This window comes from Mesorhizobium sp. WSM4836, from assembly GCF_055811815.1.
The window spans coordinates 78,501-102,405 of sequence record NZ_JBVVQF010000008.1 but is presented as its reverse complement, the minus strand read 5'-3'; the positions used below and the strand labels follow the sequence as shown (position 1 = coordinate 102,405).

Annotated in this window: 24 protein-coding genes and 1 pseudogene; 14 read left to right on the top strand and 11 right to left on the bottom strand. The window is 61.3% G+C overall.

The window, feature by feature from the left end; genetic code table 11:
• Nucleotides 1–452 precede the first annotated feature (452 nt).
• The 12 genes from gmd to AC0L2P_RS12250 all read left to right on the top strand — a co-directional run bounded on the left by gmd (nucleotide 453) and on the right by AC0L2P_RS12250 (nucleotide 11,439).
• The gene (gene gmd, locus AC0L2P_RS12305; protein WP_473501478.1) at nucleotides 453–1,523 is read left to right on the top strand and encodes a GDP-mannose 4,6-dehydratase; all 1,071 of its coding nucleotides are present in this window, start codon (nucleotides 453–455) and stop codon (nucleotides 1,521–1,523) included.
• A gap of 330 nt (nucleotides 1,524–1,853) precedes the next feature.
• A complete protein-coding gene (locus AC0L2P_RS12300) occupies nucleotides 1,854–2,096 on the top strand; it encodes a type II toxin-antitoxin system Phd/YefM family antitoxin (protein ID WP_473501476.1) in 243 nt (80 codons plus the stop codon).
• Entirely contained in the window at nucleotides 2,077–2,199 is a 123-nt protein-coding gene (locus tag AC0L2P_RS12295) for a hypothetical protein (RefSeq protein ID WP_473501475.1), read from the top strand. Before AC0L2P_RS12300 ends, AC0L2P_RS12295 begins: the two co-directional genes overlap by 20 nt.
• A 63-nt stretch (nucleotides 2,200–2,262) precedes the next feature.
• Nucleotides 2,263–2,532 carry a type II toxin-antitoxin system VapC family toxin gene (locus AC0L2P_RS12290; RefSeq protein ID WP_473501474.1) on the top strand — a complete coding sequence of 90 codons (270 nt, stop codon included), beginning with the start codon at nucleotides 2,263–2,265 and terminating at the stop codon, nucleotides 2,530–2,532.
• A 297-nt stretch (nucleotides 2,533–2,829) separates the two neighbouring features.
• A complete protein-coding gene (locus AC0L2P_RS12285) occupies nucleotides 2,830–3,894 on the top strand; it encodes a LacI family DNA-binding transcriptional regulator (RefSeq protein ID WP_473501473.1) in 1,065 nt (354 codons plus the stop codon).
• A gap of 192 nt (nucleotides 3,895–4,086) precedes the next feature.
• Nucleotides 4,087–5,100: an SIS domain-containing protein gene (locus AC0L2P_RS12280; RefSeq protein WP_473501472.1), complete on the top strand. Its 1,014-nt coding sequence runs from the start codon at nucleotides 4,087–4,089 to the stop codon at nucleotides 5,098–5,100.
• 28 nt (nucleotides 5,101–5,128) lie between these two features.
• Nucleotides 5,129–6,454 (top strand): ABC transporter substrate-binding protein, encoded by a 1,326-nt coding sequence (locus AC0L2P_RS12275; protein ID WP_473501471.1) that lies wholly within the window; start codon nucleotides 5,129–5,131, stop codon nucleotides 6,452–6,454.
• 11 nt (nucleotides 6,455–6,465) lie between these two features.
• Nucleotides 6,466–7,428 (top strand): carbohydrate ABC transporter permease, encoded by a 963-nt coding sequence (locus AC0L2P_RS12270; RefSeq protein ID WP_473501470.1) that lies wholly within the window; start codon nucleotides 6,466–6,468, stop codon nucleotides 7,426–7,428.
• Nucleotides 7,425–8,285: a carbohydrate ABC transporter permease gene (locus tag AC0L2P_RS12265; protein WP_473501469.1), complete on the top strand. Its 861-nt coding sequence runs from the start codon at nucleotides 7,425–7,427 to the stop codon at nucleotides 8,283–8,285. Before AC0L2P_RS12270 ends, AC0L2P_RS12265 begins: the two co-directional genes overlap by 4 nt.
• Before the next feature lie 21 nt (nucleotides 8,286–8,306).
• Nucleotides 8,307–9,161: a sugar phosphate isomerase/epimerase family protein gene (locus AC0L2P_RS12260; RefSeq protein WP_473501468.1), complete on the top strand. Its 855-nt coding sequence runs from the start codon at nucleotides 8,307–8,309 to the stop codon at nucleotides 9,159–9,161.
• A 5-nt stretch (nucleotides 9,162–9,166) separates the two neighbouring features.
• Nucleotides 9,167–10,018: a PfkB family carbohydrate kinase gene (locus tag AC0L2P_RS12255; RefSeq protein ID WP_473501466.1), complete on the top strand. Its 852-nt coding sequence runs from the start codon at nucleotides 9,167–9,169 to the stop codon at nucleotides 10,016–10,018.
• Nucleotides 10,019–10,020: 2 nt separating this feature from the next.
• A complete protein-coding gene (locus tag AC0L2P_RS12250) occupies nucleotides 10,021–11,439 on the top strand; it encodes an NAD(P)/FAD-dependent oxidoreductase (RefSeq protein WP_473501465.1) in 1,419 nt (472 codons plus the stop codon).
• Nucleotides 11,440–11,612: 173 nt separating this feature from the next.
• On the opposite strand, the gene AC0L2P_RS12245 is transcribed toward AC0L2P_RS12250, so the two are convergent.
• The 4 genes from AC0L2P_RS12245 to AC0L2P_RS12230 all read right to left on the bottom strand — a co-directional run bounded on the left by AC0L2P_RS12245 (nucleotide 11,613) and on the right by AC0L2P_RS12230 (nucleotide 16,300).
• On the bottom strand, nucleotides 11,613–12,722 hold the full coding sequence (locus AC0L2P_RS12245; protein WP_473501464.1) for a LacI family DNA-binding transcriptional regulator: 1,110 nt from the start codon (nucleotides 12,720–12,722) through the stop codon (nucleotides 11,613–11,615).
• 110 nt (nucleotides 12,723–12,832) lie between these two features.
• Nucleotides 12,833–14,362 carry an amino acid ABC transporter permease/ATP-binding protein gene (locus AC0L2P_RS12240; protein WP_473501462.1) on the bottom strand — a complete coding sequence of 510 codons (1,530 nt, stop codon included), beginning with the start codon at nucleotides 14,360–14,362 and terminating at the stop codon, nucleotides 12,833–12,835.
• Nucleotides 14,363–14,438: 76 nt separating this feature from the next.
• Nucleotides 14,439–15,275, bottom strand: coding sequence for an ABC transporter substrate-binding protein (locus AC0L2P_RS12235; RefSeq protein WP_473501461.1), 837 nt, complete (start codon nucleotides 15,273–15,275; stop codon nucleotides 14,439–14,441).
• Nucleotides 15,276–15,433: 158 nt separating this feature from the next.
• Entirely contained in the window at nucleotides 15,434–16,300 is an 867-nt protein-coding gene (locus AC0L2P_RS12230; protein WP_473501460.1) for a PfkB family carbohydrate kinase, read from the bottom strand.
• A 102-nt stretch (nucleotides 16,301–16,402) separates the two neighbouring features.
• On the opposite strand from AC0L2P_RS12230, the gene AC0L2P_RS12225 reads away from it, so the two are divergent.
• On the top strand, nucleotides 16,403–17,404 hold the full coding sequence (locus AC0L2P_RS12225; protein ID WP_473501459.1) for an SIS domain-containing protein: 1,002 nt from the start codon (nucleotides 16,403–16,405) through the stop codon (nucleotides 17,402–17,404).
• 64 nt (nucleotides 17,405–17,468) lie between these two features.
• Nucleotides 17,469–18,596, top strand: a complete 1,128-nt coding sequence (locus AC0L2P_RS12220; protein WP_473501458.1) for an NAD(P)/FAD-dependent oxidoreductase — start codon at nucleotides 17,469–17,471, stop codon at nucleotides 18,594–18,596.
• A gap of 388 nt (nucleotides 18,597–18,984) precedes the next feature.
• Here the strand turns inward: AC0L2P_RS12220 and AC0L2P_RS12215 are convergent, their stop codons facing one another.
• The 7 genes and pseudogenes from AC0L2P_RS12215 to AC0L2P_RS12185 all read right to left on the bottom strand — a co-directional run bounded on the left by AC0L2P_RS12215 (nucleotide 18,985) and on the right by AC0L2P_RS12185 (nucleotide 23,837).
• On the bottom strand, nucleotides 18,985–19,422 hold the full coding sequence (locus tag AC0L2P_RS12215; RefSeq protein WP_473501457.1) for a TA system VapC family ribonuclease toxin: 438 nt from the start codon (nucleotides 19,420–19,422) through the stop codon (nucleotides 18,985–18,987).
• A complete protein-coding gene (locus AC0L2P_RS12210; RefSeq protein ID WP_473501456.1) occupies nucleotides 19,419–19,646 on the bottom strand; it encodes a CopG family transcriptional regulator in 228 nt (75 codons plus the stop codon). Before AC0L2P_RS12210 ends, AC0L2P_RS12215 begins: the two co-directional genes overlap by 4 nt.
• Nucleotides 19,647–19,779: 133 nt before the next feature.
• Nucleotides 19,780–19,905: pseudogene (locus AC0L2P_RS12205) on the bottom strand (EamA family transporter); the annotation flags it as partial.
• A 74-nt stretch (nucleotides 19,906–19,979) separates the two neighbouring features.
• On the bottom strand, nucleotides 19,980–21,005 hold the full coding sequence (locus AC0L2P_RS12200) for a zinc-binding alcohol dehydrogenase family protein (protein ID WP_473501594.1): 1,026 nt from the start codon (nucleotides 21,003–21,005) through the stop codon (nucleotides 19,980–19,982).
• An 88-nt stretch (nucleotides 21,006–21,093) separates the two neighbouring features.
• Entirely contained in the window at nucleotides 21,094–22,008 is a 915-nt protein-coding gene (locus AC0L2P_RS12195; RefSeq protein WP_473501455.1) for a sugar ABC transporter substrate-binding protein, read from the bottom strand.
• 93 nt (nucleotides 22,009–22,101) lie between these two features.
• Entirely contained in the window at nucleotides 22,102–22,884 is a 783-nt protein-coding gene (locus AC0L2P_RS12190; RefSeq protein ID WP_473501454.1) for an ATP-binding cassette domain-containing protein, read from the bottom strand.
• Nucleotides 22,881–23,837: an ABC transporter permease gene (locus AC0L2P_RS12185; RefSeq protein WP_473501593.1), complete on the bottom strand. Its 957-nt coding sequence runs from the start codon at nucleotides 23,835–23,837 to the stop codon at nucleotides 22,881–22,883. The genes AC0L2P_RS12190 and AC0L2P_RS12185 overlap by 4 nt, the downstream gene beginning before the upstream one ends.
• Between the last annotated feature and the right edge of the window lie 68 nt (nucleotides 23,838–23,905).

Here is a 23,905-nt window from a genome sequence, read left to right as displayed (position 1 = left end):
GCGGTTGCGGGGATCGTCGGCAACAAGCTGACGCCACGCTTGCCAGGTGACCCGAGATGCAGGCTGGACGCGAACCGTTTCCCGGCAGGCATCGCCCGCGCCGCACTGGTCAGCCGACCACATGTTCCGCATTGCCGACGGCAGCATGGCCGGCATGCAACTCGCGGAGTAGCGGTGGCGCAAGCGCTTATGAACTGACGGCGCGCGGCAGGGCGGCTACGTCCATGCCATAGGAGCATAGGCTGAAGAAGCTAGCCAAGCAGAAAGGGGACTGACGGGAAGTAGCTGTAGCTGTGACGGGCATTGAGGGGTGGGGATTACCTCCTTTTGCTGGCGTGCCTCCCACAATGACACTCTGGCCGAACGAGGCGCTTTCGCCTTTCATTAGAGGAGTGGGGGCAGACCGTCGGTCGACGGCGCCACCATAGCCGTTAAGGATTGGGTGGGACCCGATGACAGATCGCATTGCGCTCATAACTGGTGTGACCGGTCAGGACGGTGCCTACCTTGCCAGACTGCTGCTGGAGAACGGCTATACTGTCCACGGACTGAAACGCAGATCCTCCTCCTTCAATACCGAACGCATCGACGACATCTACGTCGATCCGCACGAGCCGGACGCACGCTTTTTTCTCCACTACGCCGACCTTACCGATGCGACCAATCTCATTCGCATCATTCAGGAGACGCGCCCTACCGAAATCTACAATCTGGCGGCCCAAAGCCATGTCCAGGTAAGCTTCGAGACGCCTGAATATACCGGCAACGCCGATGCCCTTGGCACACTCAGGCTGCTTGAAGCCATCCGCATCCTGAAGATGGGAGAGCGGGTGCGCTTTTATCAAGCGTCAACCTCCGAGTTGTTCGGCAAAGTCCAGGAGGTGCCCCAGACGGAGAAGACGCCGTTTTACCCGCGCTCTCCCTATGCGGCGGCCAAACTCTATGCCTATTGGATCACGATCAACTACCGTGAAGCGTACGGAACGTTCGCTTCCAATGGCATACTGTTTAATCATGAAGGCCCCACGCGCGGCGAGACGTTTGTGACCCGCAAGATCACACGTGCGGTTGCAGGTATCGAGCGAGGCTTTCAGTCCGCCCTCTATCTTGGAAATCTGGATGCGAAACGCGACTGGGGGCATGCTCGCGACTATGTGGAGGGCATGTGGCGGATTCTTCAGCACGCCGAGCCAGACGACTTCGTCCTCGCCACGGGCGAAACCCACTCGGTTCGAGAGTTCGTGGAGCGTGCCTTTCGGGCGGTCGGCCGCGTCATCGTCTGGGAAGGTAAGGGGGTGAACGAGATCGGCCGGGATGGCAAGACAGGAGAGATCCTCGTCCGAGTCGACCCACGCCACTTCCGTCCAACGGAGGTCGATCTCCTGATGGGAAATCCGGCGAAAGCCCGCTCAAAGCTCGGCTGGTCGCCAAAGACGACGTTCAGCGACCTCGTGGCGGAAATGGTGGCCGCCGATCTGAAACGTCTGGAGCGAGAGAGCTGGCACAGGGACAGTAGCGTCTAGTTAGAGCCACCGGTCATGGACAACACTTATCGGCTCGACGCAAAACGGAAATTTGTGGCTGGCCACCGCGGCATGTCGGCTCGGCTGTGGCGCGGCGACTGAGGGGCAATCTTGCTTTGTGATGCCCTTTAGGTTGAGGCGCGATCTGCTCGTCATGACAAGGCGAACCGAGGGGTCGGCAGTGTCCTGGCCTAGTGACTTGACCAAGTCTCGACCAAGGGCAAGGATTGCGCGTGTCGTCGCACAGAATAGCGATTGTCGGGGCAATCCAGCTCGACGACAATGATCACGGCTCGCCACGATGGTCCCGAGGCGGACAAGGATAGGAAAATGGCTATCCCGGTGAAAGTTGGCGAGGCCAAGACGCATCTCTCGGAACTGCTTTCAACGGTCGAAGCCGGCGAGGAGGTGATTATTTCGCGAGGCAACGATCCCATTGCCAAGCCGTCGCGCATTCAGCGACGCAACGATGTCGAGGCGGTGATCGAAGAGATCAGCGCCGCCCGCGCCCGTGCCAAGCCCGTGGCGCAGGAGGAAATTCAGGCCTGGCGCGATGAAGGGCGCCGCGCTTGATGGCGATCATCGTCTGATGCCTTTCCTTGTCGGCCTTTCCATGGCAGCAGCCTGGATCCTTCCTGATGAAGACAGCGAGGCGGCGGCCGCCCTGGTGCGATGATTGCCGGGAACAACGGCGCCTGTCCCTCCCCTGTTCCGGCACGAGGCGCGTAACGTCGTACCGATGGCCGAGCGGCGTGGCTGCATCGCGGCGGGCGAAGCTGCCACCACCATGGCACGGCTGTGCCGATTGACGCTGGTGGATGCCGGCGGCGGCTCGGACGGCGGGGGGCTGACGGTAGCGGCTTCGCACGGGCTCAGCGCCTATCACGCCGCCTATGTTGCGCCCGCAATCGAAACCGAGTTGCCGCTGGCCACCTTCGATCGCAAGCTCGCGCTTGCCGCGCACGGCCAGGGAATCCGAATTCTCGGGCCACTCGCGAATGGCAACTGACCTCTTCGCCCAACCACCTGCCAATGTTGTTCGACGTGCCGAAGCCTTCGACGCTCCCGATCCCGGGCTGCCCCTGGGACCGCCGCGATTTTCTGGCCGAACTTTGACCGAGGACGATCTCGCAAACCTGCGCCATCTTGCCAGGAAGGCATTTTGTTGCTCAGGGGCGCTTGACCCGCCGGTCGGCCCGGCAAAACGGATAAAATCCTATTTCGGGAAAGAACGGGACAAGCGGCCTTGGCAGTTCGACAGCGTGCCGATATTCGGGACAAGGTTGGCTGCAATGCTGGGGGCCAGATGCTCCTGCATCCCGCCCGGGTCGCCGGAGGATCGATAACGTTGACGCAGAAGGGGATCACTCTGAAGGACGTTGCCGCCGCGGCGAACGTTTCGCGTGCGACGGCTGCGCGGGCGCTCAACAGCTACGGCTATGTCGGCGACGAGACCGCACTTCGCGTGATCGAGGCAGCCGACAGGTTGGGCTATCGGGCCAACCGCGTCGCGCAGGCGCTGCGCAGCGGGCAATTGCCTCTCGTCGGCTTCGTGCCCGGCGACATTCAGAATCCGTTCTTCGCCCGCATCGCCCATGACGTCGAGGCGGAGTTGCGCAAACACCACCACAATCTTCTGATTGCCAGCAGTGAGGAAAATGTCGAACAGGAGAAGGAGCTGCTGGAGAGCCTGCGCTCGCTCAGCATCCGCGGTTTCATTCTGGCGCCGACGTCGGCGACCGATAGCCAGCACATCGTGCAACTTGCTCGCGAAGGCATCCCGATCGTGCTGATCGATCGGGTTGCCAAGGAAGTGCACTGCGACAGCGTCATCGTCGACAACGAAGGCGGCGCGCGAGAGGCCGTCGACTACCTTGTTGCCAATGGACACCGCCGCATTGGTCTGTTGCGAGACGAATCCCGCATCTTCACCGCGCACGAACGCCTGGCCGGATATCAGAATTCATTGCATTCGCACGGCATCGACTTTGATCAAAATCTGATCAGTGTTTCCCGCTCGACTGTCGAACATGCGATCGAGGCCACCCGCCGCCTGTTCAGCCGCCGCGATCGCCCGACGGCTCTGTTCACCGTAGACAGCTTGATGACGCAAGGCGCATTGCTTGGCCTGCGCTCGATGGGACTTTCGATCCCTCATGACGTGTCGCTTGTTGGATTCGACGACTTCAATCTCGCCACCTTCACCGACCCGCAAATCACCGTCATCGCCCAGCCCACTCCTGAGATCGGGCCGCTTGCGGCAAAGCTGCTGCTGGAACGGCTCGCCGGAAATAAGGTCGCGCCGCGTCATATCAGATTCCCGACGCGCCTGATCGTTCGCGGCTCGGTTTCGCGCCTGCCCAAACGCTGATCCGAATTTTCAAATTCCAACTGTTAAGAAATTTCATGCGGAGGGACTTGTCAGCCGCGAAAATGCATGGCCTATATGTGAGATCGATCTCACAATCGGCTGAACTTGGGGCCGAAAAAACTTGGCTCGACGTCTGCTGCGACGCTTGCGCCGAGGCGCTACTTGCACATCCGAAATACAAGGAAATCCTGCATGCTCAACTTCGACAGGGACCGCTTCGTCAGGATCCAAAGCGGTGCCGTTTCCATAGGAAGCGAGGCGCGACCCCTCCTGCGCAAGCTGCTTTCGAATGGCGTCGAGCGACTATACTTCATGGGGACCGGCGGCGTGCAGCTCCTTACCCTTCCCGCCATCGAACTGGCTCAGCGCCGCTCCACCTTTCCGGTGAGCGCGCAGTATCCCGCCCAGGTCGTTCTCGATCCGCCGGCCGGGCTCGACCACAAGGCGGTGGTCGTCATCCCCTCGCTGTCGGGTACCACGAAGGAAAGCGTCGAACTTCTGTCCTTCCTGAAGGCACGGGGTGTGCGCACGATCTCGCTGACCGGCCACTCGGATACGCCGATCGCGCAAGAGGCCGAATACAACTTCACCAATTTCGCCGAGGACGACACCTCATCGGAATCGTTTTATCTCCAGACATTGCTGATCGTGCTGGCGCTTCTTGCCGAGCGCGGAGAATACGACGGCTTTGACGCGACCGTGGCGGAGTTGCAACTGCTGCCCGGTCTGCTTGCCGATGCGAAGGCCGCGTTCGAGGGACCGGCGGCCAAGCTGGCCGAAATGATCAAGGACGAAACCTATCATATTTTCACCGGCGCCGGATCGGCGTGGCCTGAGGCCTACTATTACGGCATGTGCATTCTTGAAGAAATGCAGTGGATCCGTACCCGGCCGGTGCACGCCGCGGACTTCTTCCATGGCACGCTGGAGTTAGTCGAACCCGGCGTCAGCGTGTTCGTGTTCAAGGGCGAGGATGCCGCACGCCCGCTGGCGGACCGGGTCGAGAACTTCGCCAGGCGCTACACCGATCGCGTTCGGACACTCGATGCCGCCTCGGTCGAACTTCCGGGTATTTCAGACCGGGTCCGCAGCCTGATCTCACCGGTCCTGCTCGCCACTTTGCTCGAACGGCTGAGCGCTCACCTGGAGACACTGCGCGATCACCCGCTGACGACGCGCCGCTACTACAAACGCGTAGAGTACTGAACCCCTCTCACATCTGAAGGAGTTGCTCATGAAACGTTCCCTGCAAGTCGTGGCGGTCGGGGTGGCCGCAGTATCAGCACTGGGGTTGTCGGCGGCCAGCGGCTCCGCCGCCACGCGGAAGGCCGTGGCAGCAGATCCACACGCGAAGGTCGAATACAGCGGCACGCTGTCGATCATGACCAAATTCGGGCTGCAGCAATTGTCGCCCTATTTCGTCAATGTTGCTGCTGAATATCAGAAGCGCCATCCCGACGTGAAGATCGAACTCATCCAGGAAAGCGACGACAGCGTCAAAGGCAAGACGAAGACGCTGGTGGCATCGAATTCGCTTCCTGATATCTATTTCTCCTGGACGGGCAGTTGGGGCGCAAACTTCGTACGCGGCAATCGCGCCGTCGATCTCACCAACGTCATCGGCCCCGATACTGATTGGGGGAAAACGCTTTCTCCGGCCGCCGTCAAGGCGTTCGAGTATAATGGCAAGCTCTACGGCATTCCGCTTTATCAGGATGCCAAGTTCATGGGCTACAACAAGGAGGTTTTCGCCAAGCTCGGCCTCAGCGTCCCGACCAGTTTCGACCAGTTGCTGGCGAGCTGTGATGCGATCCGCAAGTCCGGAATGACGCCCATATCGCTGGGCAACAAGGAAGCCTGGCCGGCGATCCACTATGTCGGCCAGTTGCTCGCCTATGACGTGCCCCAGGCCACGCTGGAACGCGATTTCGCTCCGAGCACCGCCGAATATGTGGATGCCGGCTATGTCGAGGCGCTGAAACAATTCAAGCAGCTCGCCGATCGTTGCACCGACGGAGCCGCGATCAATGGCACGTCCTACGCTTCCGCGCTGCAAGCCTTCACCAACGCGAAATCGGCGATGTATTATCAGGAGATCATCGAATTCGATCAGAGCGCCACGGCGGAATCGGCCTTGAAGCCCGCTGACTTCGGCTATTTCACCTTGCCGGTGCCCGACGGCGCCAAGGGAGATCCGAAGGCGATCGAAGGTGCGCCTGAAGGCTACATGATCAGCGCAGCGTCCGCCAATATCCCGCTGGCGATCGACTTCATGAAATTCGTTACGTCCCCTGAGAACGGCCAAGTGCTTTCCGCGCCGCCCTATGGGCAGCCCAGCGCCACGATCGGAGGGGCGTCGGAATCGACCATGAGCAAGGCAGTCGTCGAGGGCATCAAGGACATCAACGCGGCATCCTATTTGATGCCCTGGCTCGATACGGCAAATCCACCGCGCGTCGCTGCTGCATGGCTGTCCAGCCTGCAGGCGCTGACGGGGGGCTCGATGTCGCCCGAACAGGTCATGGGTGCCGTCAGGCAGGCCGCATCCGCAGCCAAATAGCTGAGATCATGGTGGCGACTGCGCAAAAAGACCGAAGCGGCGCCGTTAGCTACGGCGCCGCGAGGCGGCAACGGGCAGGCAACAAGCTCCGGGCTCGCCTCGGCAATGTGCTGTCATTCCGCTGGGCGGCGATCGCGCTAATCCTCATCGGTTGGTTTGTCTATTACCCCATCGTCGACAACTTCATTGTCAGCACCACGGACCAGGACATCTATACGGGCGAGGTCACCAATGTCGGCCTCGCCAATTACGACCGGTTGCTGCATGACCCGATCGTGTGGGTCTCGCTGTGGAACAACTGCCTCTACGCCGTGATCTCTGTCGTGTTCCAGGTCTTCGGCGCCTTCCTGCTTGCGGCGATGATCGAAGGCCTCAGATCGGAGCGCTGGCGCCGTTTCTGGCGCGCCATCTATTTCGTGCCCTCGGCAATCTCGATCACGGTGACCGGCCTGCTATTCTATTTCATCTACCAGCCGCAGATCGGATTGCTGGATGCGGTGCTTGCCCGGCTTGGCCTCGGGCAACTCGTGCAGCCATGGCTTGGCAACGAGCACACGGCAATCTACGCAATTATCGCGATGAGCCAGTGGCAGGGGTTCGGATATTCAACACTCCTGTTTGCCATCGCAATCCAGAAAATTCCACGCGATCTCTATGACGCAGCCACGATGGACGGCGCAGGTGCGCTGAGGCGCCTGTGGAGCATTACCTTTCCGCTTACCCGGGAGATGACCGGCCTGATGGTGATCGTAACCATTACGGGAGCATTCCAGGTGTTCAACGAGGTTATGGTCATGACCGCCGGAGGGCCCAACAACAGCAGCCAGGTGCTTGGCACATGGCTCTACCAGCAGGCCTTCATCGAGGACAATTTCGGCTATGGCGCGGCGATCGCCGCCGTCATTTTCGTGGTGACGATGCTCACCGGGGCCGCGCAGCTTTGGTATACCAGGCGGCGCAGGGTGCAGCTATGACCGTGATGGTTGCCACGAGGCGCAGGCCACAGGGAAATGTGTGGGGCATCTTCGGCAGGACGTTCCTGTACGCGTTTCTGATCTGCCTCGGGCTTGTCGTCATCTATCCGTTGGTCTGGATGGCGCTCAACGGGTTCAAGGACAACGCGCAAATCTTCGGCGACCCGTTCGCCTTACCGGCTCGCTGGTCGTGGAACAATTACGTGCAGGCCTGGAACCAGGGGGTGCGCGATTATGTGAGCGTCAGCATCCTGGTGACCGTCGCATCCGCCATCTGCACCGTGCTGATCAGTGCCTGGACGGCGTTTGGGCTCACCCGAACCAAGATGCCGGCAAAGCCGCTGGTCGTCGCCATCGTGCTCGGCGGATTGATGCTCAGCCCGACCGTAGCGATCATTCCCCTGGTCAAGATGCTGCAGGCACTCGGCCTCTACAACACCTACTGGGCGCTGATCATCCTCTATACGGCGTTTCGGGTGCCGTTCACCACATTCCTGATCCGCGCCTACATGCTCGATCTCCCCAGCGATCTCGATGAGGCGGCGACAATGGACGGTGCCAGCGAGGGGCAGATATTCTGGCGGATCATCCTGCCGTTGTGCCGACCGATCATCGTCTCGTGCGTCATCCTGCACGTCCTGTTCGCCTGGAACGAATATCTGTTCGCAATGATCTTCACCAGCGGCGCCGACGTGCAGACGCTTCCGGTCGGCCTCACCTCGATCATGGCCAAGCACGGGACCAACTATGCCGAAGTGTTCGCGGCGATGACGATCTCGGCCCTGCCCATCGTCATCATCTTCTTTGCCGCCCAGCGCTACTTCATCCGCGGCCTGTCCGAGGGCATCGGCAAATAGCAATTCCCGAAAGGAGCCTTTATGCCGCAGCTTGCTGCCAACCAACTCATCGGAGCCAATTTCAGCTTTCAGCACTTCCCGTTCGAACGGGTCGCCGAGAGTATCCGCGGCTTCGGTGTGCGGGAAATCGAGTTGTGGGGAATTGCGCCCCATCTCGACCTCTTCCACGCGACCGACACTCGCGTCGATACCGTGCGTGGTGTGCTGGCCGACAACGGCCTGTCCACCTGGTGCTTCACCCCTGAGCAGGTGCTTTATCCGATCAACATCGCCTCTGGCGACAAGGATTTCCGCCGTTCCAGCATTGAGCGGTTTTGCCGTGCGGCCGACATATGTGCGATGCTGGGCGCTCGCTATCTCTTCCTGACGCCCGGGCGCGGGTATGAGGACGAAGCGCCGGAGCGGGCGTGGTCACGCGCGGTCGAGGCGCTCCGCGAGATCGCCCAGCATGCCGACGGCAACGGCGTGCGCTGCCTGCTTGAGCCGCTGCAGCGCTTCGAAACCAACATCGTCAACGATGCCGCAGGCCTGCGGCGTATGCTCGATCAGATCGGCGCCGACAATATGGACATCGTGCTGGATACGGTCGGCATGGCCACGGCGGGCGACACGGTGGCGGACTACGTCAATCTGTTCGGCTCCCGGTTGGCGCATGTCCAATTGGTCGATGGCACGCCAGCCGGCCATTTGGTTTGGGGCGACGGCTCGCTGCCGCTCGACCGCTACGTCAGCGACCTGGCGAGCTTCGGATATGGAGGCAAGGTCACTTTCGAGCCGTTCGGCAGCGGCTCTTATGCACTTGACCCAGTGACGGCCTGGACACGCTGTCTTACTGCGATCGAGCCTTACCTGAACCGTTCGGCGATTCCGGGATGACGTCGATGCCCAGACTTGTCGCGATCGGTGACAATTGCCTCGATGTCTATCTTACGAGCGGCCTGCTGACCGTGGGCGGCAATGCGTTGAACGTCGCTGCGCAGTGGCAGCGCAACGGCTGGCCGGCAAAATATTTCGGTGCGGTCGGCGACGACGCCGAGGGCGAGATGGTGCTGGCTGAGCTTGCCGCGGTCGGATTGTCGCCGAGTGATGTCGAACGCCGTCCCGGCGATACCGCTGTCACCTTGCTGCGTGAGGAGTTCGGCGAACGCAATTTCTTGGTCGAATCCCTCGGCGTCGGCGCAAACTACATGCCGGCTCCTGAACATCATGCCCATATCGCTGCTGCCGACTGGGTGCATCTGGGAACCAACTCCAACAAGGAGCTCGTCCGCCGCCTGGTGGCCGACAATGTCTCGTTCAGTGTCGACATATCGACGGCACATCTGGTGCTGCCGCTCGAGGGCGTACCGCTGCTTTTTGCGTCCGGACCCAACGAGGCCGCTACGCCTGTGGAGCCGCTTCTAAAGGCGCTGAGAGCAGCCGGCGCACGCCAGGTGGTGCTGACCTGCGGCCGGCGCGGCTCATACTTCGATAATGGCACCACAATCGTGCACGCCGCAGCCACGCCGGTCGATGTCGTCGATACGTGCGGCGCGGGAGACAGCTTTATCGCAACGTTCCTGACCGCCTTCTGCTGCAACAGGCTGAGCGCCGTCGAGGCGCTGCACAGGGCCTCCGTCGCGGCTGCCGAGACCTGCACGCATCTTGGCGGGTTTCCGCAGCAGCCGCGTCCTGTTCCGGACTGGCTGCTCGCCAAATATACCAGCTCGACCATCGATGCCCAGGGCGCCTGAACATGACGACGCTTCGTTTGCGACAGCCTGTAGTGGCAGCGCCGTCCGATCGGTCCTTCTGGCTGCAGGACATTGCTGCGGCTGCGTGCACCGAGCCGCTGCAGGGCAGCGAACGCACCGACGTGGTTATTGTTGGCGGCGGCTACACCGGCCTATGGACGGCGCTGCGCATCCGTGAGCTCGCTCCGGAAACCCGCGTAACGATCATAGAGGCCGATCTCTGCGGCTCGGGAGCCTCCGGCCGCAATGGCGGTCAGGTTCACTCCTGGTTCGCCGAACTCGACCAGTTAAGCAGTGCCGTTGGGGTGGAGGAGGCGCGGCAGCTCTGTGCTGACACGGTGGACTCCATTGCCGAGCTCGAAGAGCTGCAGCGACAGGGCACGATCGACATGGATCTGCGGCTGGATGGCTGGCTGTGGACGGCCAGTTCGATTGCGCAGGAAGGCGCATGGGAGCGCGCGGTCGAAATGACGGCGGCAGCTGGCCAGGACCGCTTTAGGCCACTTGCGGCAGAAGAGATCGAGCGCCGCACCGGATCGTCCGCGTCTTATGTCGGCGTCATCGAGGCGAACGCAGGCACGGTGCACCCGGCCAAGCTTGCCCTAGGACTGCGCGACCTGGCGATCTCACGGGGCGTCATCGTGCATGAGCGCAGCCCGGTTATCGACATTGAAACCGGCAAAACATGCACGGTGCGCACGCAGCAGGGCGCCGTGCATGCCGAGAAAGTGGTGCTTGCGGCAAATGCGTGGCTCTCGGCTCTGCCGGAGCTGCGCCGCCACCTTTACGTCGTTGCCAGCCAGGTGATCGCCACCGCTGAAATACCGGAGTTGCTCGACCGCATGGGGTGGCGCGACGGCGCTTCGATCTGCGACTCGCAGAGCCAGGTTCTGTATTATCAGCGCACCACAAAGGGCCGAGTCGTGTTCGGCCGGGGAAGCGGCAACGTCGCTTTCAGAGGCGATTTCGGCTCCAGCTTCAACCGCAGCCCGGAGCATGGTCGCGACAATGTGCGCGAACTGCACAGGGTCTATCCGGCTCTGCGTGGGGTTCCGATCGAGTATGACTGGGCCGGCCCGATCGACTGCGTGCCCGAGCATGTTCCCGTCTTCGATCATCTGCGCGGTCATCCCAACATCTTCTATGGCATGGGCTTCAACGGAACCGGCATTGCACAGACGCCGATCGGCGGCCGCGTCCTCGCCAGTCTGGTGCTCGAGCGCAAGGACCGGTGGAGCGCCAGCGGGCTCGTCGGCATCCATCGGCGGCTGGCATTGCCCCCAGAGCCGTTCCGCTATCTCGGCGCCAGGCTTGTGCGCGGCGCAATCCGGCGCAAGAACGACGTCGAGATCCGCAACGGGAAGCCGGATGTTCTCACCCGTTTTCTTGCGCAGCTCACGCCGGGGCATCGTAAGCAGTAGTAGTCGTGCCCAGGCAGTCCGCCTGGGCTGTCATTCAGCCGAGCCGATCCGCAATGGCCGATGTTGTTGTGGGCAAGCGAAGCGACATACGGCAGGTCAATGTCCCTGCATGGCATCGACCTCGGCCTAGAGGCGCTGCAATTCAGCTCCAGCCAGACCGTCGGGGCCGGAGATCAAACGGCCTCGCGGTTGCGATGGACCGCAATTGAGTTACGCTCCACCAAGCGGGCCGCCAGCACTCGGTGCTCGAAAGGCAAACTGGCCTCCCCTAACCTCCTCAAGAGAAGCTCCGCCGCCGCCGCTCCGATCAAATGCGCCGGCTGGGCGATGGCTGTGATACCCTGGGCCACAAATTGCATCCAGTCGAGATCGTCGAAGCAAAGCAGCGAAAGGTCCCCTGGGATCGCAAGCTTCAGTGCCGATGTCGCCTCCAGAACGCCTGTCGACATCACGCCATCGGCGGTAAACAGGGCGGACGGCGCATTGCGCATTGTCAGCAGATCGAGTGCCTCCTTGCGGGCCGCCTCGCTAGAATAGATCGCCACGCGGCGGATTAGCTGCGGATCCGGCGTAATGCCCGCGGCGCGATGGGCTTCGAGGTAACCCAATAGCCTTTGCCAGCTTGGATGATGATAGCAAACATCAGCGCTGGAGAGGTCGGCGTTTGCCACAAACGAGCCAACATCGTCGCGTTGGCCCGGCCCGAGCTCCGCCAGAATTCCGATGCGGCTGTGTCCGGCGCCGATCATCGCCGCGATGCTGCTACGCGTTACGGAAACGTTGTCGACGACGACTGAATCGGTTTCCAGGCCCGCGACCATTCGGTCGAACTGCACGACGGGACAGCGGGCTGCGACTGCCTCACGAAGATGATCCGGTTCGTCCACGAAAGTCGATGAGACAATTAAACCGTCGACCTGTTTTTCCAGCAGGAGCTGCACCGCCTCTCGCTCGAGTTCGGCATTTTCGTCACTATTCGTAACGATAACCCCGAAGCCGCCACGGCGCGCCATATCCCCTATTCCGCGCAGCACGCTCGCGTAGAACGGGCTTTCGATGTCGCCAACCACAACTCCGATAGTCTGCGTTTTACCGGTGATCAAGCCTTTGGCCAGGCGATTGGGGCGATAGCCCAGCTCAGCTGCAGCGGCGCGCACCTTCTCCTGGACCTCGGGGCTGCTGTAACCGTAGTCACCGAGCACACGCCCCGCCGTGGCAGAGCTCACCCCGGCCCGGCGAGCGACCTCGATGATGGTTGCGTTTTTCGAAGATCTTTCAGTCACTCGGCAACCCCCGCCGCCAATGCGCGCGTTGTGACGGCGACCTAGCGGCAGTTAAGCCCGCGCCGCAAGGCCGAACACTGCAAACCCGGCCGTTGCGCACACCATTGCAATCACAGTACCTCTGACAGAAAGCGCCGAAGACGCGGACTCTGCGGATTGTCGAAAAGGTCCTCTGGCCGCCCTGCCTCGACGATCCGCCCCTCGTCCATGAACACGACCTGGTTCGCGACTTTGCGAGCAAAGTTCATCTCGTGTGTTACGACCACCATCGTCATCCCGCCGCGACCGAGATCGGCCATCAAGTTCAGGACACCTTTGACCAATTCTGGATCGAGCGCACTGGTGACTTCGTCGAACAGCATAATTTCGGGCTCGAGGGCCAGGGCGCGCGCGATGGCCACCCGCTGCTGTTGCCCGCCCGAGAGATTGGCCGGCCGATGGTCCTTGCGATCCAGCAGTCCGACTTCATGTAGCCTGGCCAAGGCGGCGCCCTCAGCCTCTTCGCGCGACATGCGCTTCACCTTGCGCAGAGCCAGGGTGATGTTGGCCAGCGCGCTGCGGTCGGGGAACAGATTGAACTGCTGGAAAACCATGCCGACGCGTCGCCTGAGCTGGTCGGAGGTCTGTTTGTAGATGCTTTCGCCGTCGAGCAGAATGTCGCCGGCTCTGCACTCTACGAGGCGATTGAGGCAACGCAACAAGGTCGACTTGCCCGAGCCGGACGGACCGATGAGGCAGGTGACCGTGCCGGGCTGCACTTTCAGACTGACGTCATGGAGCACCTGGACGACGCCGTAGGCCATGTCGATATTCTTCACCTCGATGCCGCCGCCCTTGAAGCGTGTGGGCGCTGCTGCGGTCAACGTCGCTCCCCCCGGCACGACGGCTTCGGCAAGCTCGGCGACTTCCTTGAGGCCGCTATGCACGGCGGTGATACGTTTGCCGACGCGCATGCGCGCGTCGATGTAGTTGACGAGATGGGTCAGGGGCACCGTGATCACGAGATAGAACACGCCGGCCAGCAACAGCGGTGACAGATTGCCGGTCAGCACGGCCTGGTCCTGGCCGACGCGGAACAGTTCGCGTTCGGAAGCGAGCAGCCCAAGGAAATAGACCAGACTGGAGTCTTTGACGTTGCCGATGAACTGGTTGACCAGTGCAGGCAGGACGCGACGGATGCCTTGCGGGATCACCACCAGGCGCATGCCTTGGCCATACGTCAGACCAAGAGTGCGCGTGGCGTCGATCTGACCACGCTCGACGCTTTGAATGCCGGCGCGGAAAATCTCCCCGATGTAGGCGCCCGCAATCAGGCTGAGTGCCAGAATGCCCAGCGGATAAGGCGATGGACCGAACAGATCTCGGCCCAACCGCGCGAAGCCCTGGCCAATGATCAGAATGGTGACAATGGCCGGAAGCCCGCGGAAGATATCGGTGTAGACCCGCGCAAGGACTTTCAGCGGCCGATTCTCGGAAATCCCCATCACGGCGAGTACGATACCGATCAGCGTCCCGAAAAAGGTCGAGGCAAGGGCCAGGATCAGGGTGTTCTTGAGGCCGACCATCACCATGTTCGGCAGAACTTCTGCCATCGCCTGGAAGTCCAGGAAGCTGCGGGCGAAGGTATCGAACCAGCTCATATCAAATCCATCTACGACTCGGCCGGGCACCGCTGCTCACGGACCCGGCCGGAAATGATAACGAATACGCGCGAATTTACTTCTTGGGCAGATATTGATCCGGCATCGGGGTACCCGGGAACCATTTCTCGTGAAGCCGTTTCCAGGTGCCATCGTCCATGGCCTCGCGCAGTGCCTTGTTGAGCGCTTCTCGGAAGGTGTCGTTACCCTTCTTGACCACGAACCCGGCCGGCGCATCGAAGGACGGCACGTTCATTGTTATCTTGAGATCCTTATAGCGCTCCACATACTGCTTGGCCGACTCATAGTCAGTGAAATGGCCATCGATCGTCCCGTTGTTCAGCGCCGCCACCGCAGTGTTGTTGTCGGGAAATTTGACGATGTCGCCCTTCAGGTTCTTCTCGGCATAAATTTCCTGCAGCGTCCCCTGGATCACGCCGATGCGCTTTCCCGCCGTGCTCTCATTGCTCGTCAGAGACGGATCAGCCGAAATGATCGACAGGTAGCCGGCGAGATAGCCATCACCAAAATCCACGGTCTTCTTGCGCTCCGCGGTGGTGCCGATAGCAGCGACTGCGACATCGAAGCGGCCGTTGGCGACGGAGGGTAGCAACGCTGAGAATTCCTGGCCGGTGAAAACGACCTGCTCCTCCTTGAAACCAAGCCGGCGCGCCACGTCGCGGAAGAGTTCGGCGTCGAAGCCGGTGAAATTGCCGTTGGCGTCGGTGAAGACATATGGTTTCGCATCGCCCATGGTACCGACGCTGATCACGGTCGGGTCGATGAGGTTGTAGGGGTTGTCTGCCGCTTTTGCCTGTGTTGACGAGGCCAACGTGCCTAGTCCTGTCAACAGCGCGATCGTCAGCGCCAGACCGGATTTCACCAGTTGGCGCCTGCTCGAATTAATTTGCATGTCTTCTCCTCTCACGATTGGCCGAACTCGGCCTGCGGTCCCACTCGACGTCTCATCCGTCAAAACGCTCTTAGGCGGCGCCTGCGGTGAATGAGAACGTTATCACTTTCTCTAGCATTGTCTATTTCTCGCGTCAATTGCTCAGTGGAATTTCGCAGCTAGATGGTTCTCCCGTCTTGAACGTGCCCCGCTCCGCGCAGGATCTCTGGCGTCATTTTCCCTAGGTCGATCGCTGTCGCGTGGCCAATCGCCCCGTAGTACTGGCAGGTAGCGGCTGCTGCCGCCGCCGCATGATCGAGAATGGCTCGAGGCGCCTCTTCCCTGAGCAGGCCGAATAGCGTCCTGGCGATGAAGGTGTCGCCCGCGCCCAGCGTATCGACGGTTTCGACCAGCCGCGCCGGCGTGCTGTAGCAGGTCGAATCTCGGTAGAGCGCGGCGCCGGCTCGACCGCGAGTCACCAGAACCCATTTTGCACCACATGCGAGCAGTTCGGCAGCGATTGCAGCCAATTCCTTGTCGTCGAGGCCGTCACCGGAGACGGAAGCCAGATAGCAATAAGGCCCGATCTCGCGTCGATGTCCGGGTTCGCGGCGCGTAGAGAAATCGTAAGACAACAGGGACTTACTCGATACCGCGGCAACCCACGCGTCTAACCCGCTGGATTGGCCGATGTGGACGGCCTGAAAACCAGAGAGAAAATCCAGATCTTCTTGCGTCGGCGTGAACATCGAGACGCCGAGGTCGAAATCCAGGAAAATCCGATCGGCGTTGCGATGACCTATGAGGCAGTAAGCGGTCGCCCCCTTGAGGCGTCGCAATCGGGTGACGTCCACCCGCTCCGACGTCAGCGCTGCGTCGATCAGGTCCCCGGCCCGGTCTTTGCCGATTGATCCAACATAGGCCGATCGCCCGCCGAAGCGGCTCACATAGACCGAGACATTGAGGCAGTTTCCGCCGGGATACATCTCGCCGCGAGCAAGATAACAATCGACCACGTTATCGCCTATCGCGGCAATCTTGACCATTGCAGGGCTTTCAGTCTAAAGGAATGTGAGAACGTTCGCATAATGACGGTCAATTGTCAATTGTGCGCGGCCCCAAGCTCTGCCAACGAGACGAGACAACTCATGATTACCGCCCTGCCCGCCGACGTGGAACGCGCCCTGACCGCTATGGCGGGCCGGCAATTTTCGCATCTGTTTCTCGTGGCGTGCGGCGGCTCGCTCTCGGTCATGATGGCAGGCAAATACTTCGTCGACTGTCACAGTGGCACATTCGCCTGCGACATCTACAACGCGGATGAGTTCGTCTGCCGAGATCCGCGGCGGTTGGGACCTGACGCGCTCGTTGTCCTTTGCTCCCAGACCGGAGCCACCAGCGAGACCGTGCGAGCGGCCAAGCATGCAAAAGATCGAGGCGCAACGACAATCGGTATGACCCTCGACCTAATATCGCCCCTCGCAAAGGCGGTCGACCATGCGGTAGCCTACCAGGCCTCCTACACGACGGGCAAAGCAATCGATTCCGCCTGCAGCAACTACGGCGTGCTCTACATGTTGCTGGCGGGCCTGATCGATGCTCGGGAGGGTGCCGGGACAACCGCCGATCTGCTGACGAGCCTGAGCCACCTTCAACCGGCGATCGAACGTGCGCACCAGACCTATGCCGACCGCTTTCAAGCCTTCGCACCCCGTTTCGCGCCGCGCGAGGCGATCTACACACTGGCCAGCGGTGCCAGCTATGGTGCGGCCTATTCCTATGCCATCTGCGTGTTGATGGAGATGCAGTGGTACGACTCGCAAGCCATACACGCCAACGAATTCTTTCACGGCCCTTTCGAGGTGGTCGACCGGGATGCTTGCGTCGTGGTCTTGCTTGGTTTGGACGAGACGCGGAGACTTTCCGAACGCGCCCGCGACTTCCTTTTCAAGTACGGCAGCCGGGAAAACATCCTGGTGCTCGATGGAGCGGAACTTGACCTCAGCGGTATGTCCGAACACATCAAACCCTATCTCGTGCCCTTGGTCTTCTTCGACACCTTATGGCGTTTTGCCTACCAGCTGGCGGGTCTGCGCGGCCGGCCGATGCTCGAGGGCCGGCGCTACATGAAGAAGCTCACGGACTACTAGTTCCGCCGCGCTCTGCAGCGATCCACCAACTCCTAGCCCGTCTTCTGCGTAGAAGGACTTTTCCATGACTGCATCTCCAAAGCCGCGCCATGTCGTCGTCATCGGCGCAGGCATCTTCGGCGTCTCCTCCGCGCTGCACCTCGCTCGTCTCGGCGTTGATGTAACCATTGTCAACGATGGCGCACCGTCCAATGGTGCATCCGGCCGTTCACTTTCCTGGCTGAACTCAGCGCGACGTGCGGACACTGCCTATCACCGCTTGAGGCTTGCAGGCATCGACCGCTATCGGACCCTGACCGCCACAAGGCCGGAAACGGCGTCGTGGCTTCGCTTTGACGGCGGCCTCACCTGGGACGCGGATGATGAGGCGAACCAGATCGCGTCCATCTGTCAGCTGGAGCAGGATATTGGTTATGACGCGCTTCTGCTCGGCCCTGCCGAAGTCGGCGCAGTGACGCCCGGTGTCAACGCCGGCGCAATCACCCCACAGGGCGCCATCTTCAATCCTGGCGAAGGATGGGTTGACCTGCCCTTCCTGATCGATCTGCTGCTCAATGAATTCCGCGCCCGCGGCGGCAAGCTTGTTCAGGGCGCTGGGCGCGTGCGGATAGATACCACAGGTGGTCGCGCGCGTGGCGTCGTCACTGCCGACGGTGTACCGATAAAGGCGGATGCCGTCGTCCTTGCCGTTGGGCCAGCGACGCCTGCCATGCTTGCCGAAATCGGAGTCCATGTCCCTGACGCCACGCCGATTTCACTTCTCTTGAAGACCAAGCCGATCAAGACCGAGCTCCGTGCCGTGCTGAATACGCCGCGCGTGGCGGTGCGCCCGACGCCGGATGGCGCATTTGTTTTGGATTCGGCGTGGTCGGAGGAAGAAGTCGTGGTCAACTCTGACCGAACCTACACTGTGCACGATGAGACCGTCGAAGGACTGCTCGACGAGGCTAGTGCGGTGCTCGAGGGCAATCCGCGGCTCCAACTTGCCACCTATGCCGTTGGCCCGAAGCCCATCCCCGGCGACGGCGAGCCAGTGCTTGGCCCCGTCGAGACCGTCGCCGGGCTTCACGTCGCCTTTAGTCACAGCGGCGCCACGCTCGGATTGATCATCGGCGAATTGCTGGCCAAAGAAATCGTCTCCGGCAATCCGCATCCCATGCTTGCAACGTTCCGCGCGAAGCGTTTCAGCTGAAAGGGCAATCGCGGCCGAGGTCGAACTGTCCAGATGGGCCGCGCGCCTGAGGAATCTTGGCAAGAATCGCTAAACAGCGAATATCCGTCTCCTGCGGTTTCAACGTTGGTCGGAGGGTGGTCAAGACTAAGAAGCTGAGGTGCCCTTGCCGACAGATAGGTGACATGATCTTGTGATCGGGTTGTCGTGTTACGGCAACAGAGACGGCGACGAGTGTCAGCGCTGCGCGTCCAAGCGCGAACGCGCAGGGTAGAGATGAATGCGCCACAAACTATGGTCAGATAGCCGCTCGCGATCCACTGGAGTGCGCTGAGCTCGACAAGTTGCGGAAGCCTCGATTCAAAGCCAAGAAGATCGAAAGGCAGACTGCACCGAAGAGCCCGGCGGTCTACCTTGTGGGAATCAGGTGCAGCGCAGACTTCCCGCCCTTCACGGCCGCCGCTGACAGTTTGCGGTCAAAGCTGGCAAGTTGGCCGCCGCGCGCCTTGGCGAGCGCGAGAAGGTACGTATCCGTGACCTGTGTCGAGGTCAGGATTTTCGCTGCATCGATGTCGCCGGAGCCAACCAGGCTCACATCGTCGGGCCAGAAGCTGTGCCCGTGCAGGGTCCGCAACTTGGTAACGATTTGCGCAACAACAGCGGGCGAACCGGGAGAATTGGGATATCTTTGGTTGCCGACGATGCGCAGGACGCCGTTTTCGGTGATGGGGCACGTAGCCCATGCAGCGTTACCGGTCTCTTCGAACCAGCCATGCGCGTCGTCATGGGCGACGTGGCCAGGATCTATCAGTGCGATCAGCACATTGACATCGAGCAGGAACGTCAAGGCAGTTCGTCTCGCAAGGCATTGACCGTCTCAAGCGTGACAGGAGGTGCATCCGGCCGAGGCGACAGTAGAGGAAACCCGTTACGCTCGCCGCCGGCTTGAGGCCGGCGCAGCGAGCGCCGGGCGAGATCGGTAATGACCTCGCCGAGGCTGCGATCCTGCTGCCGGGCCATGGCCCTGGCCGCGATCAGAACATCGTCATCGATCGCCAGTGTGGTTCTCATATCGCCCTCCTTGGTGCGCATCAAGCATCACGCATCATATAGAATAGGGACGTCGGATACTCAAGCGGTGCGAATGCCCGGCGGACTTTGCGTGGAACACGTTTTGTGCCGGAAGGATCGTCAGTCCACGGCTTCAACCTTTATATGCGACCAGAACTGCGGCCGCTGCAATCAGTGAAACGCCAAGCCAGTTCGGCAGGGACAATTGTTCTCTGAGGAAAACCACGCCGAATACCGTGTCAAGCACGACGCTTAGCCTGGCGTCATCGAGCACCCGCCTCCCATAATGCAGCACCAGGGCTGCGATGACATATCTTGATTGTGTTACTGAAGTCAGCCAGATCCCGCTACGTCGATAACGGCCTTGATCAGACCGGACTTCTGCTGCGCCCAGATTGCGATGTCGCGTGGGCTGTCGCGCAGGGTGGTGCGGTGGGTGACGAGCTGGTCGATTGGTACTTTTCCAGCGTGGATCGAGGCAATGACGTGCTGGAAATCCCCGCGCGTCGCGTTGCGACTGCCGATCAGCATCATTTCCCGCTTGTGGAACTCTGGATCGGAGAAAGTTATGTCGTCCGGCACGACGCTGACCATCACCATGACGCCGCCATGGGCAACATAGGTAAAGGCAGATTGCATCGAACGACTGTTCCCCGTGGCGTCGAAGACGACGTCGAAACCTGTTTTGGCGGTTCGCTCCGCTATCGTTTCGGCGATCGATCCCTTCGATCCGTCGAGCACCAGGAAACCCAGTTGACCCGCGGCAAAGGTCAGCCGCTCGGTATCGACGTCCATGACGGTCACATTCTGTTGCGCGATGCGCGCAAAAAGCGCCGTCCCGAGGCCGATCGGCCCGGCGCCGATAACCAAGGTGCGAATGCCCGGCGCCGCCATGGATCTGCGGACCGCGTGGGCACCGATGGCCAGAAACTCGACCGTGGCAGCCTCGACCGGTGACAGGCCGGCCGCTGGTATCAAGTTCTGCGCCGGCATGAGAATCTGCTCACTCATGGCACCGTCACGGTGCACGCCAAGCACCTCAATCGACATGCAGCAGTTAGGCTTGCCCTGGCGGCAGGCGGCACAATTTCCGCAGGCAAGATAGGGATTGACGAGGATTTGCTCTCCGACCGACAGGTCCACGGGCCCGTTGATTGCCGCGATTGTTGCCGAAACCTCATGGCCCATGACGCGCGGATAGGCGAGATAAGGATGCCTGCCCTCGAAGATGTGGTAGTCGGTTCCGCATATCCCGACAAAGGCGACATTGACCAGTGCCCAGCCTTCGGGCGGAGCGCCTGGCGCCTGCTGCTCCTCAAACACCAGTCTGCCGGGCTCGGCGCATCGCACGACTTTGATGGTGGGGTCCATGACTGTAATTCACCCCTTGCTAAGCTGGAGTCCGGCAACAGAAAGTGGTCCGGCGGTCCGCCGGACCGCTGGTGGATCACTCGAAGTCCTTGACGTTCTGCAGCGTCACCAGTCCGGCGCCGGTATCGACATTGGCCTCGACAGGTTCCCCACGGATGGCCTTGACGACAGTGTCGATGCCAAGCTCGCCCATTTTTGCGGGAAATTGGGCTACGCTGGCGTCCTCCGCGCCCGACTTGATCGCTTCGAGCTCACCGCAGCAGGCGTCAAAGCCGACCAATATGAGGTTGTCGTTGGCAATGCCTGCATTGCTGATCGACTTGACAGCGCCAGGGATCGGCGGGCCGCAGGCCGAGTAGATTGCCTTGAGATCGGGATTGGCGGTCAGGATGTCTTCGGTCACTGACGTGCCAAGTTCCAGCGTGCAGTTGGTTGCACCTTTGCCGACGACCTCGACCTTTACGTCGCCAAGTCCCTGCATCATGCCCGTGACCCGGTCATCCAGGGCGGGCACGCCGGGAACGCCTTGCAAGATACCGATCTTGTCACCGCCCTTGAGCACCGTCTTCAGATACTCTCCGGCGATCTTGCCGCCGTTGAGGTTGTTGGTCGAGACCAGCGCCGTCTGGCCTTTCCAGTTGGGGATGCTGTTGTCGACGAGAACCACCTTGATGCCGGCGGCCACCGCCTTGTCGAGCGCCGGCGCGACCGTCGGGTCGACCGGAGTGATTGCCAGCCCCTTGACGCCCTGCGTGATCATCGATTCGATCAGAGCGATCTGGCCTTCAATGTCGGTAGCCGCCTGGCCCTGGCCGGTGACCAGTTCGATTTCCGGATGAGCGGCCGCGTATTTCTTGGCGGCGTCCTCCATGGTCGAGTAGAACGGCACCGGGAATTTCGTAATCAGGCCGACCTTGATCTTGTCTGCGGCCGAAGCCGGCACGGAAAACGCAACGGCGATCGCCAGTCCTGCGAACAGTTTTCGGTTCATTGGCATTGTATTCCTCCCTTGGATTGAGACGCCTCCCGGCGGGAGACGCTTCAGACATTTGCGGACCGGAAAGGTCCCCAAATTTCGAACGGGTCAGGCTCCAACGATCATGGAAACCAGTTCCTGTTTGTTGCCCTTGGTCGGCACCAGTTCGCCGACCCTGCGGCCCTGGCGAAGCACCACCGCGCGATCGGCCAGCTCGACGACGTGTTCCATGTTGTGAGTGATCAGGATGACTGCATTGCCATGGTCGCGGAGCGCAGCGACCAGGTTGAGCACCTGGCGTGATTCACGCAGGCCGAGTGCGGCGGTCGGCTCATCCAGAATGACAAGCTTGCGGGCGAACACGGTCGAGCGGGCCACGGCGATCGCTTGCCTTTGACCGCCAGACATCATGGCGACGACGGCATCCAGCCGCGGCAGCGTAACCTTCAGCTTTGCCAGCAGAGCGCGGGTCTCGGCGTCCATCCGGCGCTGCTGCAGAAATCGCAGGCCGCGCGGAAGCCATTGCGGCCTAGCCAGCTCGCGACCGGCAAAGAAGTTCTGTCCCGGCGTCAGATTGTCGAACAGCGCCAGATCCTGATAGACGGTCTCGATGCCGGCGAAGCGCGCATCCGCAGGGGAGCGTATCTGCGTTGGCGCACCGTCCAAAAGGATCGCGCCGGCATCGAGTTGGTGCACCCCGCTGATGCATTTGGTCAGCGTCGATTTACCCGCGCCATTGTCGCCGAGCAGGCCGACGATCTCGCCTCGCCGCACCTCGATGCTGACATCATCCAGGGCCAGAACCGAACCGAAACGCTTGGTAGCACCGCGTACCGCCAGAACGGGATGGTCGGAGGCGGCGTGATCGACTTTGGCCGCAACGGCGCTCATGACTGCCTCCCGGCTTGCAGGACACGCACACGCCCTTCGAGGTAATTGCGCAGCACGTCGGACTCGACCGCTATGACGATAACCACGCCGATGACGATGAGCTGGAAAAAGACGTTGACGTTGAGCAGGTTGAGCGCGTTGCGGATAACGCCAATCATGATGGCGCCGATCAAGGCATGGCCGAGGTGGCCGCGACCGCCAAGAAAACTGGCGCCGCCAATGATCACCGCCGCGATCGTATCCAGTTCCAGCAGATTGCCGAACAGCGGCGAACCGGCGTCGGTGCGGCCGGCAAGGATGACCGAACCGATGCCGGCACACAGCCCTGAGATGACATAGACGGAAACCAGGACCCAGGAAACGGGAATACCCATGCGCAATGCAGCGTCGGGCCGGCCGCCGACGGCATAAATCCAGCGCCCCCAGACCATGGTTTTAGCCATGATGAAAAGAACCGCGGCAACGCCGGCAACGACGAACACCGATCCAGGCAGACCCCAGACCGCGTCGCGGCCAAGCGCATCGATCGAATCCGGCATGCCAGGAATGGCGCGTCCGTCGGCCAGTTGCAGCGCCAGCCCCTTGGCGATGCTCAACGTCGCCAGCGTGATGATGAAAGGATGCGGCAGCCGGCCGAAGACATAGAAGAGCCCGTTGATGGCGCCGACCGCGGCACCGCAGCCGACCATCACGGCGATCACGACGATGGCGGAGGCGCCGGCATGAAAGCTCAGCGCGCCGACAACGGAAGCCAGTGCAAGGTTCGAGCCGACGGAGAGATCGATGCCGCGTGTCAGGATGACCAGATGCTGGCCCATCGCAACAACGGAGATGACGGCCGTCTGGGCGAGGATGTTGCTGAGATTGCGTCCCGTCAGGAAATAGGGCGACAGAAAGCTGAGAACGGCAATCAGCAGCACCAGGATAACGACCGGACCAGCGCTCAGCAGCATCAGGCCAAGCGCAAGGCCGGGGACGGCTTCTGGCTTCCTGGATGCTGGCAAAGCGGCTTCGCCGACAG

Coding starts and splice junctions, on each gene's coding strand:
- gmd (WP_473501478.1), top strand. CDS start 453: ATGACAGATCGCATTGCGCTCATAACTGGTGTGACCGGTCAGGACGGT.
- AC0L2P_RS12300 (WP_473501476.1), top strand. CDS start 1,854: ATGGCTATCCCGGTGAAAGTTGGCGAGGCCAAGACGCATCTCTCGGAA.
- AC0L2P_RS12295 (WP_473501475.1), top strand. CDS start 2,077: ATGAAGGGCGCCGCGCTTGATGGCGATCATCGTCTGATGCCTTTCCTT.
- AC0L2P_RS12290 (WP_473501474.1), top strand. CDS start 2,263: ATGGCCGAGCGGCGTGGCTGCATCGCGGCGGGCGAAGCTGCCACCACC.
- AC0L2P_RS12285 (WP_473501473.1), top strand. CDS start 2,830: ATGCTCCTGCATCCCGCCCGGGTCGCCGGAGGATCGATAACGTTGACG.
- AC0L2P_RS12280 (WP_473501472.1), top strand. CDS start 4,087: ATGCTCAACTTCGACAGGGACCGCTTCGTCAGGATCCAAAGCGGTGCC.
- AC0L2P_RS12275 (WP_473501471.1), top strand. CDS start 5,129: ATGAAACGTTCCCTGCAAGTCGTGGCGGTCGGGGTGGCCGCAGTATCA.
- AC0L2P_RS12265 (WP_473501469.1), top strand. CDS start 7,425: ATGACCGTGATGGTTGCCACGAGGCGCAGGCCACAGGGAAATGTGTGG.
- AC0L2P_RS12260 (WP_473501468.1), top strand. CDS start 8,307: ATGCCGCAGCTTGCTGCCAACCAACTCATCGGAGCCAATTTCAGCTTT.
- AC0L2P_RS12255 (WP_473501466.1), top strand. CDS start 9,167: ATGCCCAGACTTGTCGCGATCGGTGACAATTGCCTCGATGTCTATCTT.
- AC0L2P_RS12250 (WP_473501465.1), top strand. CDS start 10,021: ATGACGACGCTTCGTTTGCGACAGCCTGTAGTGGCAGCGCCGTCCGAT.
- AC0L2P_RS12240 (WP_473501462.1), bottom strand. CDS start 14,362: ATGAGCTGGTTCGATACCTTCGCCCGCAGCTTCCTGGACTTCCAGGCG.
- AC0L2P_RS12235 (WP_473501461.1), bottom strand. CDS start 15,275: ATGCAAATTAATTCGAGCAGGCGCCAACTGGTGAAATCCGGTCTGGCG.
- AC0L2P_RS12230 (WP_473501460.1), bottom strand. CDS start 16,300: ATGGTCAAGATTGCCGCGATAGGCGATAACGTGGTCGATTGTTATCTT.
- AC0L2P_RS12225 (WP_473501459.1), top strand. CDS start 16,403: ATGATTACCGCCCTGCCCGCCGACGTGGAACGCGCCCTGACCGCTATG.
- AC0L2P_RS12220 (WP_473501458.1), top strand. CDS start 17,469: ATGACTGCATCTCCAAAGCCGCGCCATGTCGTCGTCATCGGCGCAGGC.
- AC0L2P_RS12210 (WP_473501456.1), bottom strand. CDS start 19,646: ATGAGAACCACACTGGCGATCGATGACGATGTTCTGATCGCGGCCAGG.
- AC0L2P_RS12195 (WP_473501455.1), bottom strand. CDS start 22,008: ATGAACCGAAAACTGTTCGCAGGACTGGCGATCGCCGTTGCGTTTTCC.
- AC0L2P_RS12190 (WP_473501454.1), bottom strand. CDS start 22,884: ATGAGCGCCGTTGCGGCCAAAGTCGATCACGCCGCCTCCGACCATCCC.
- AC0L2P_RS12185 (WP_473501593.1), bottom strand. CDS start 23,837: ATGCTGCTGAGCGCTGGTCCGGTCGTTATCCTGGTGCTGCTGATTGCC.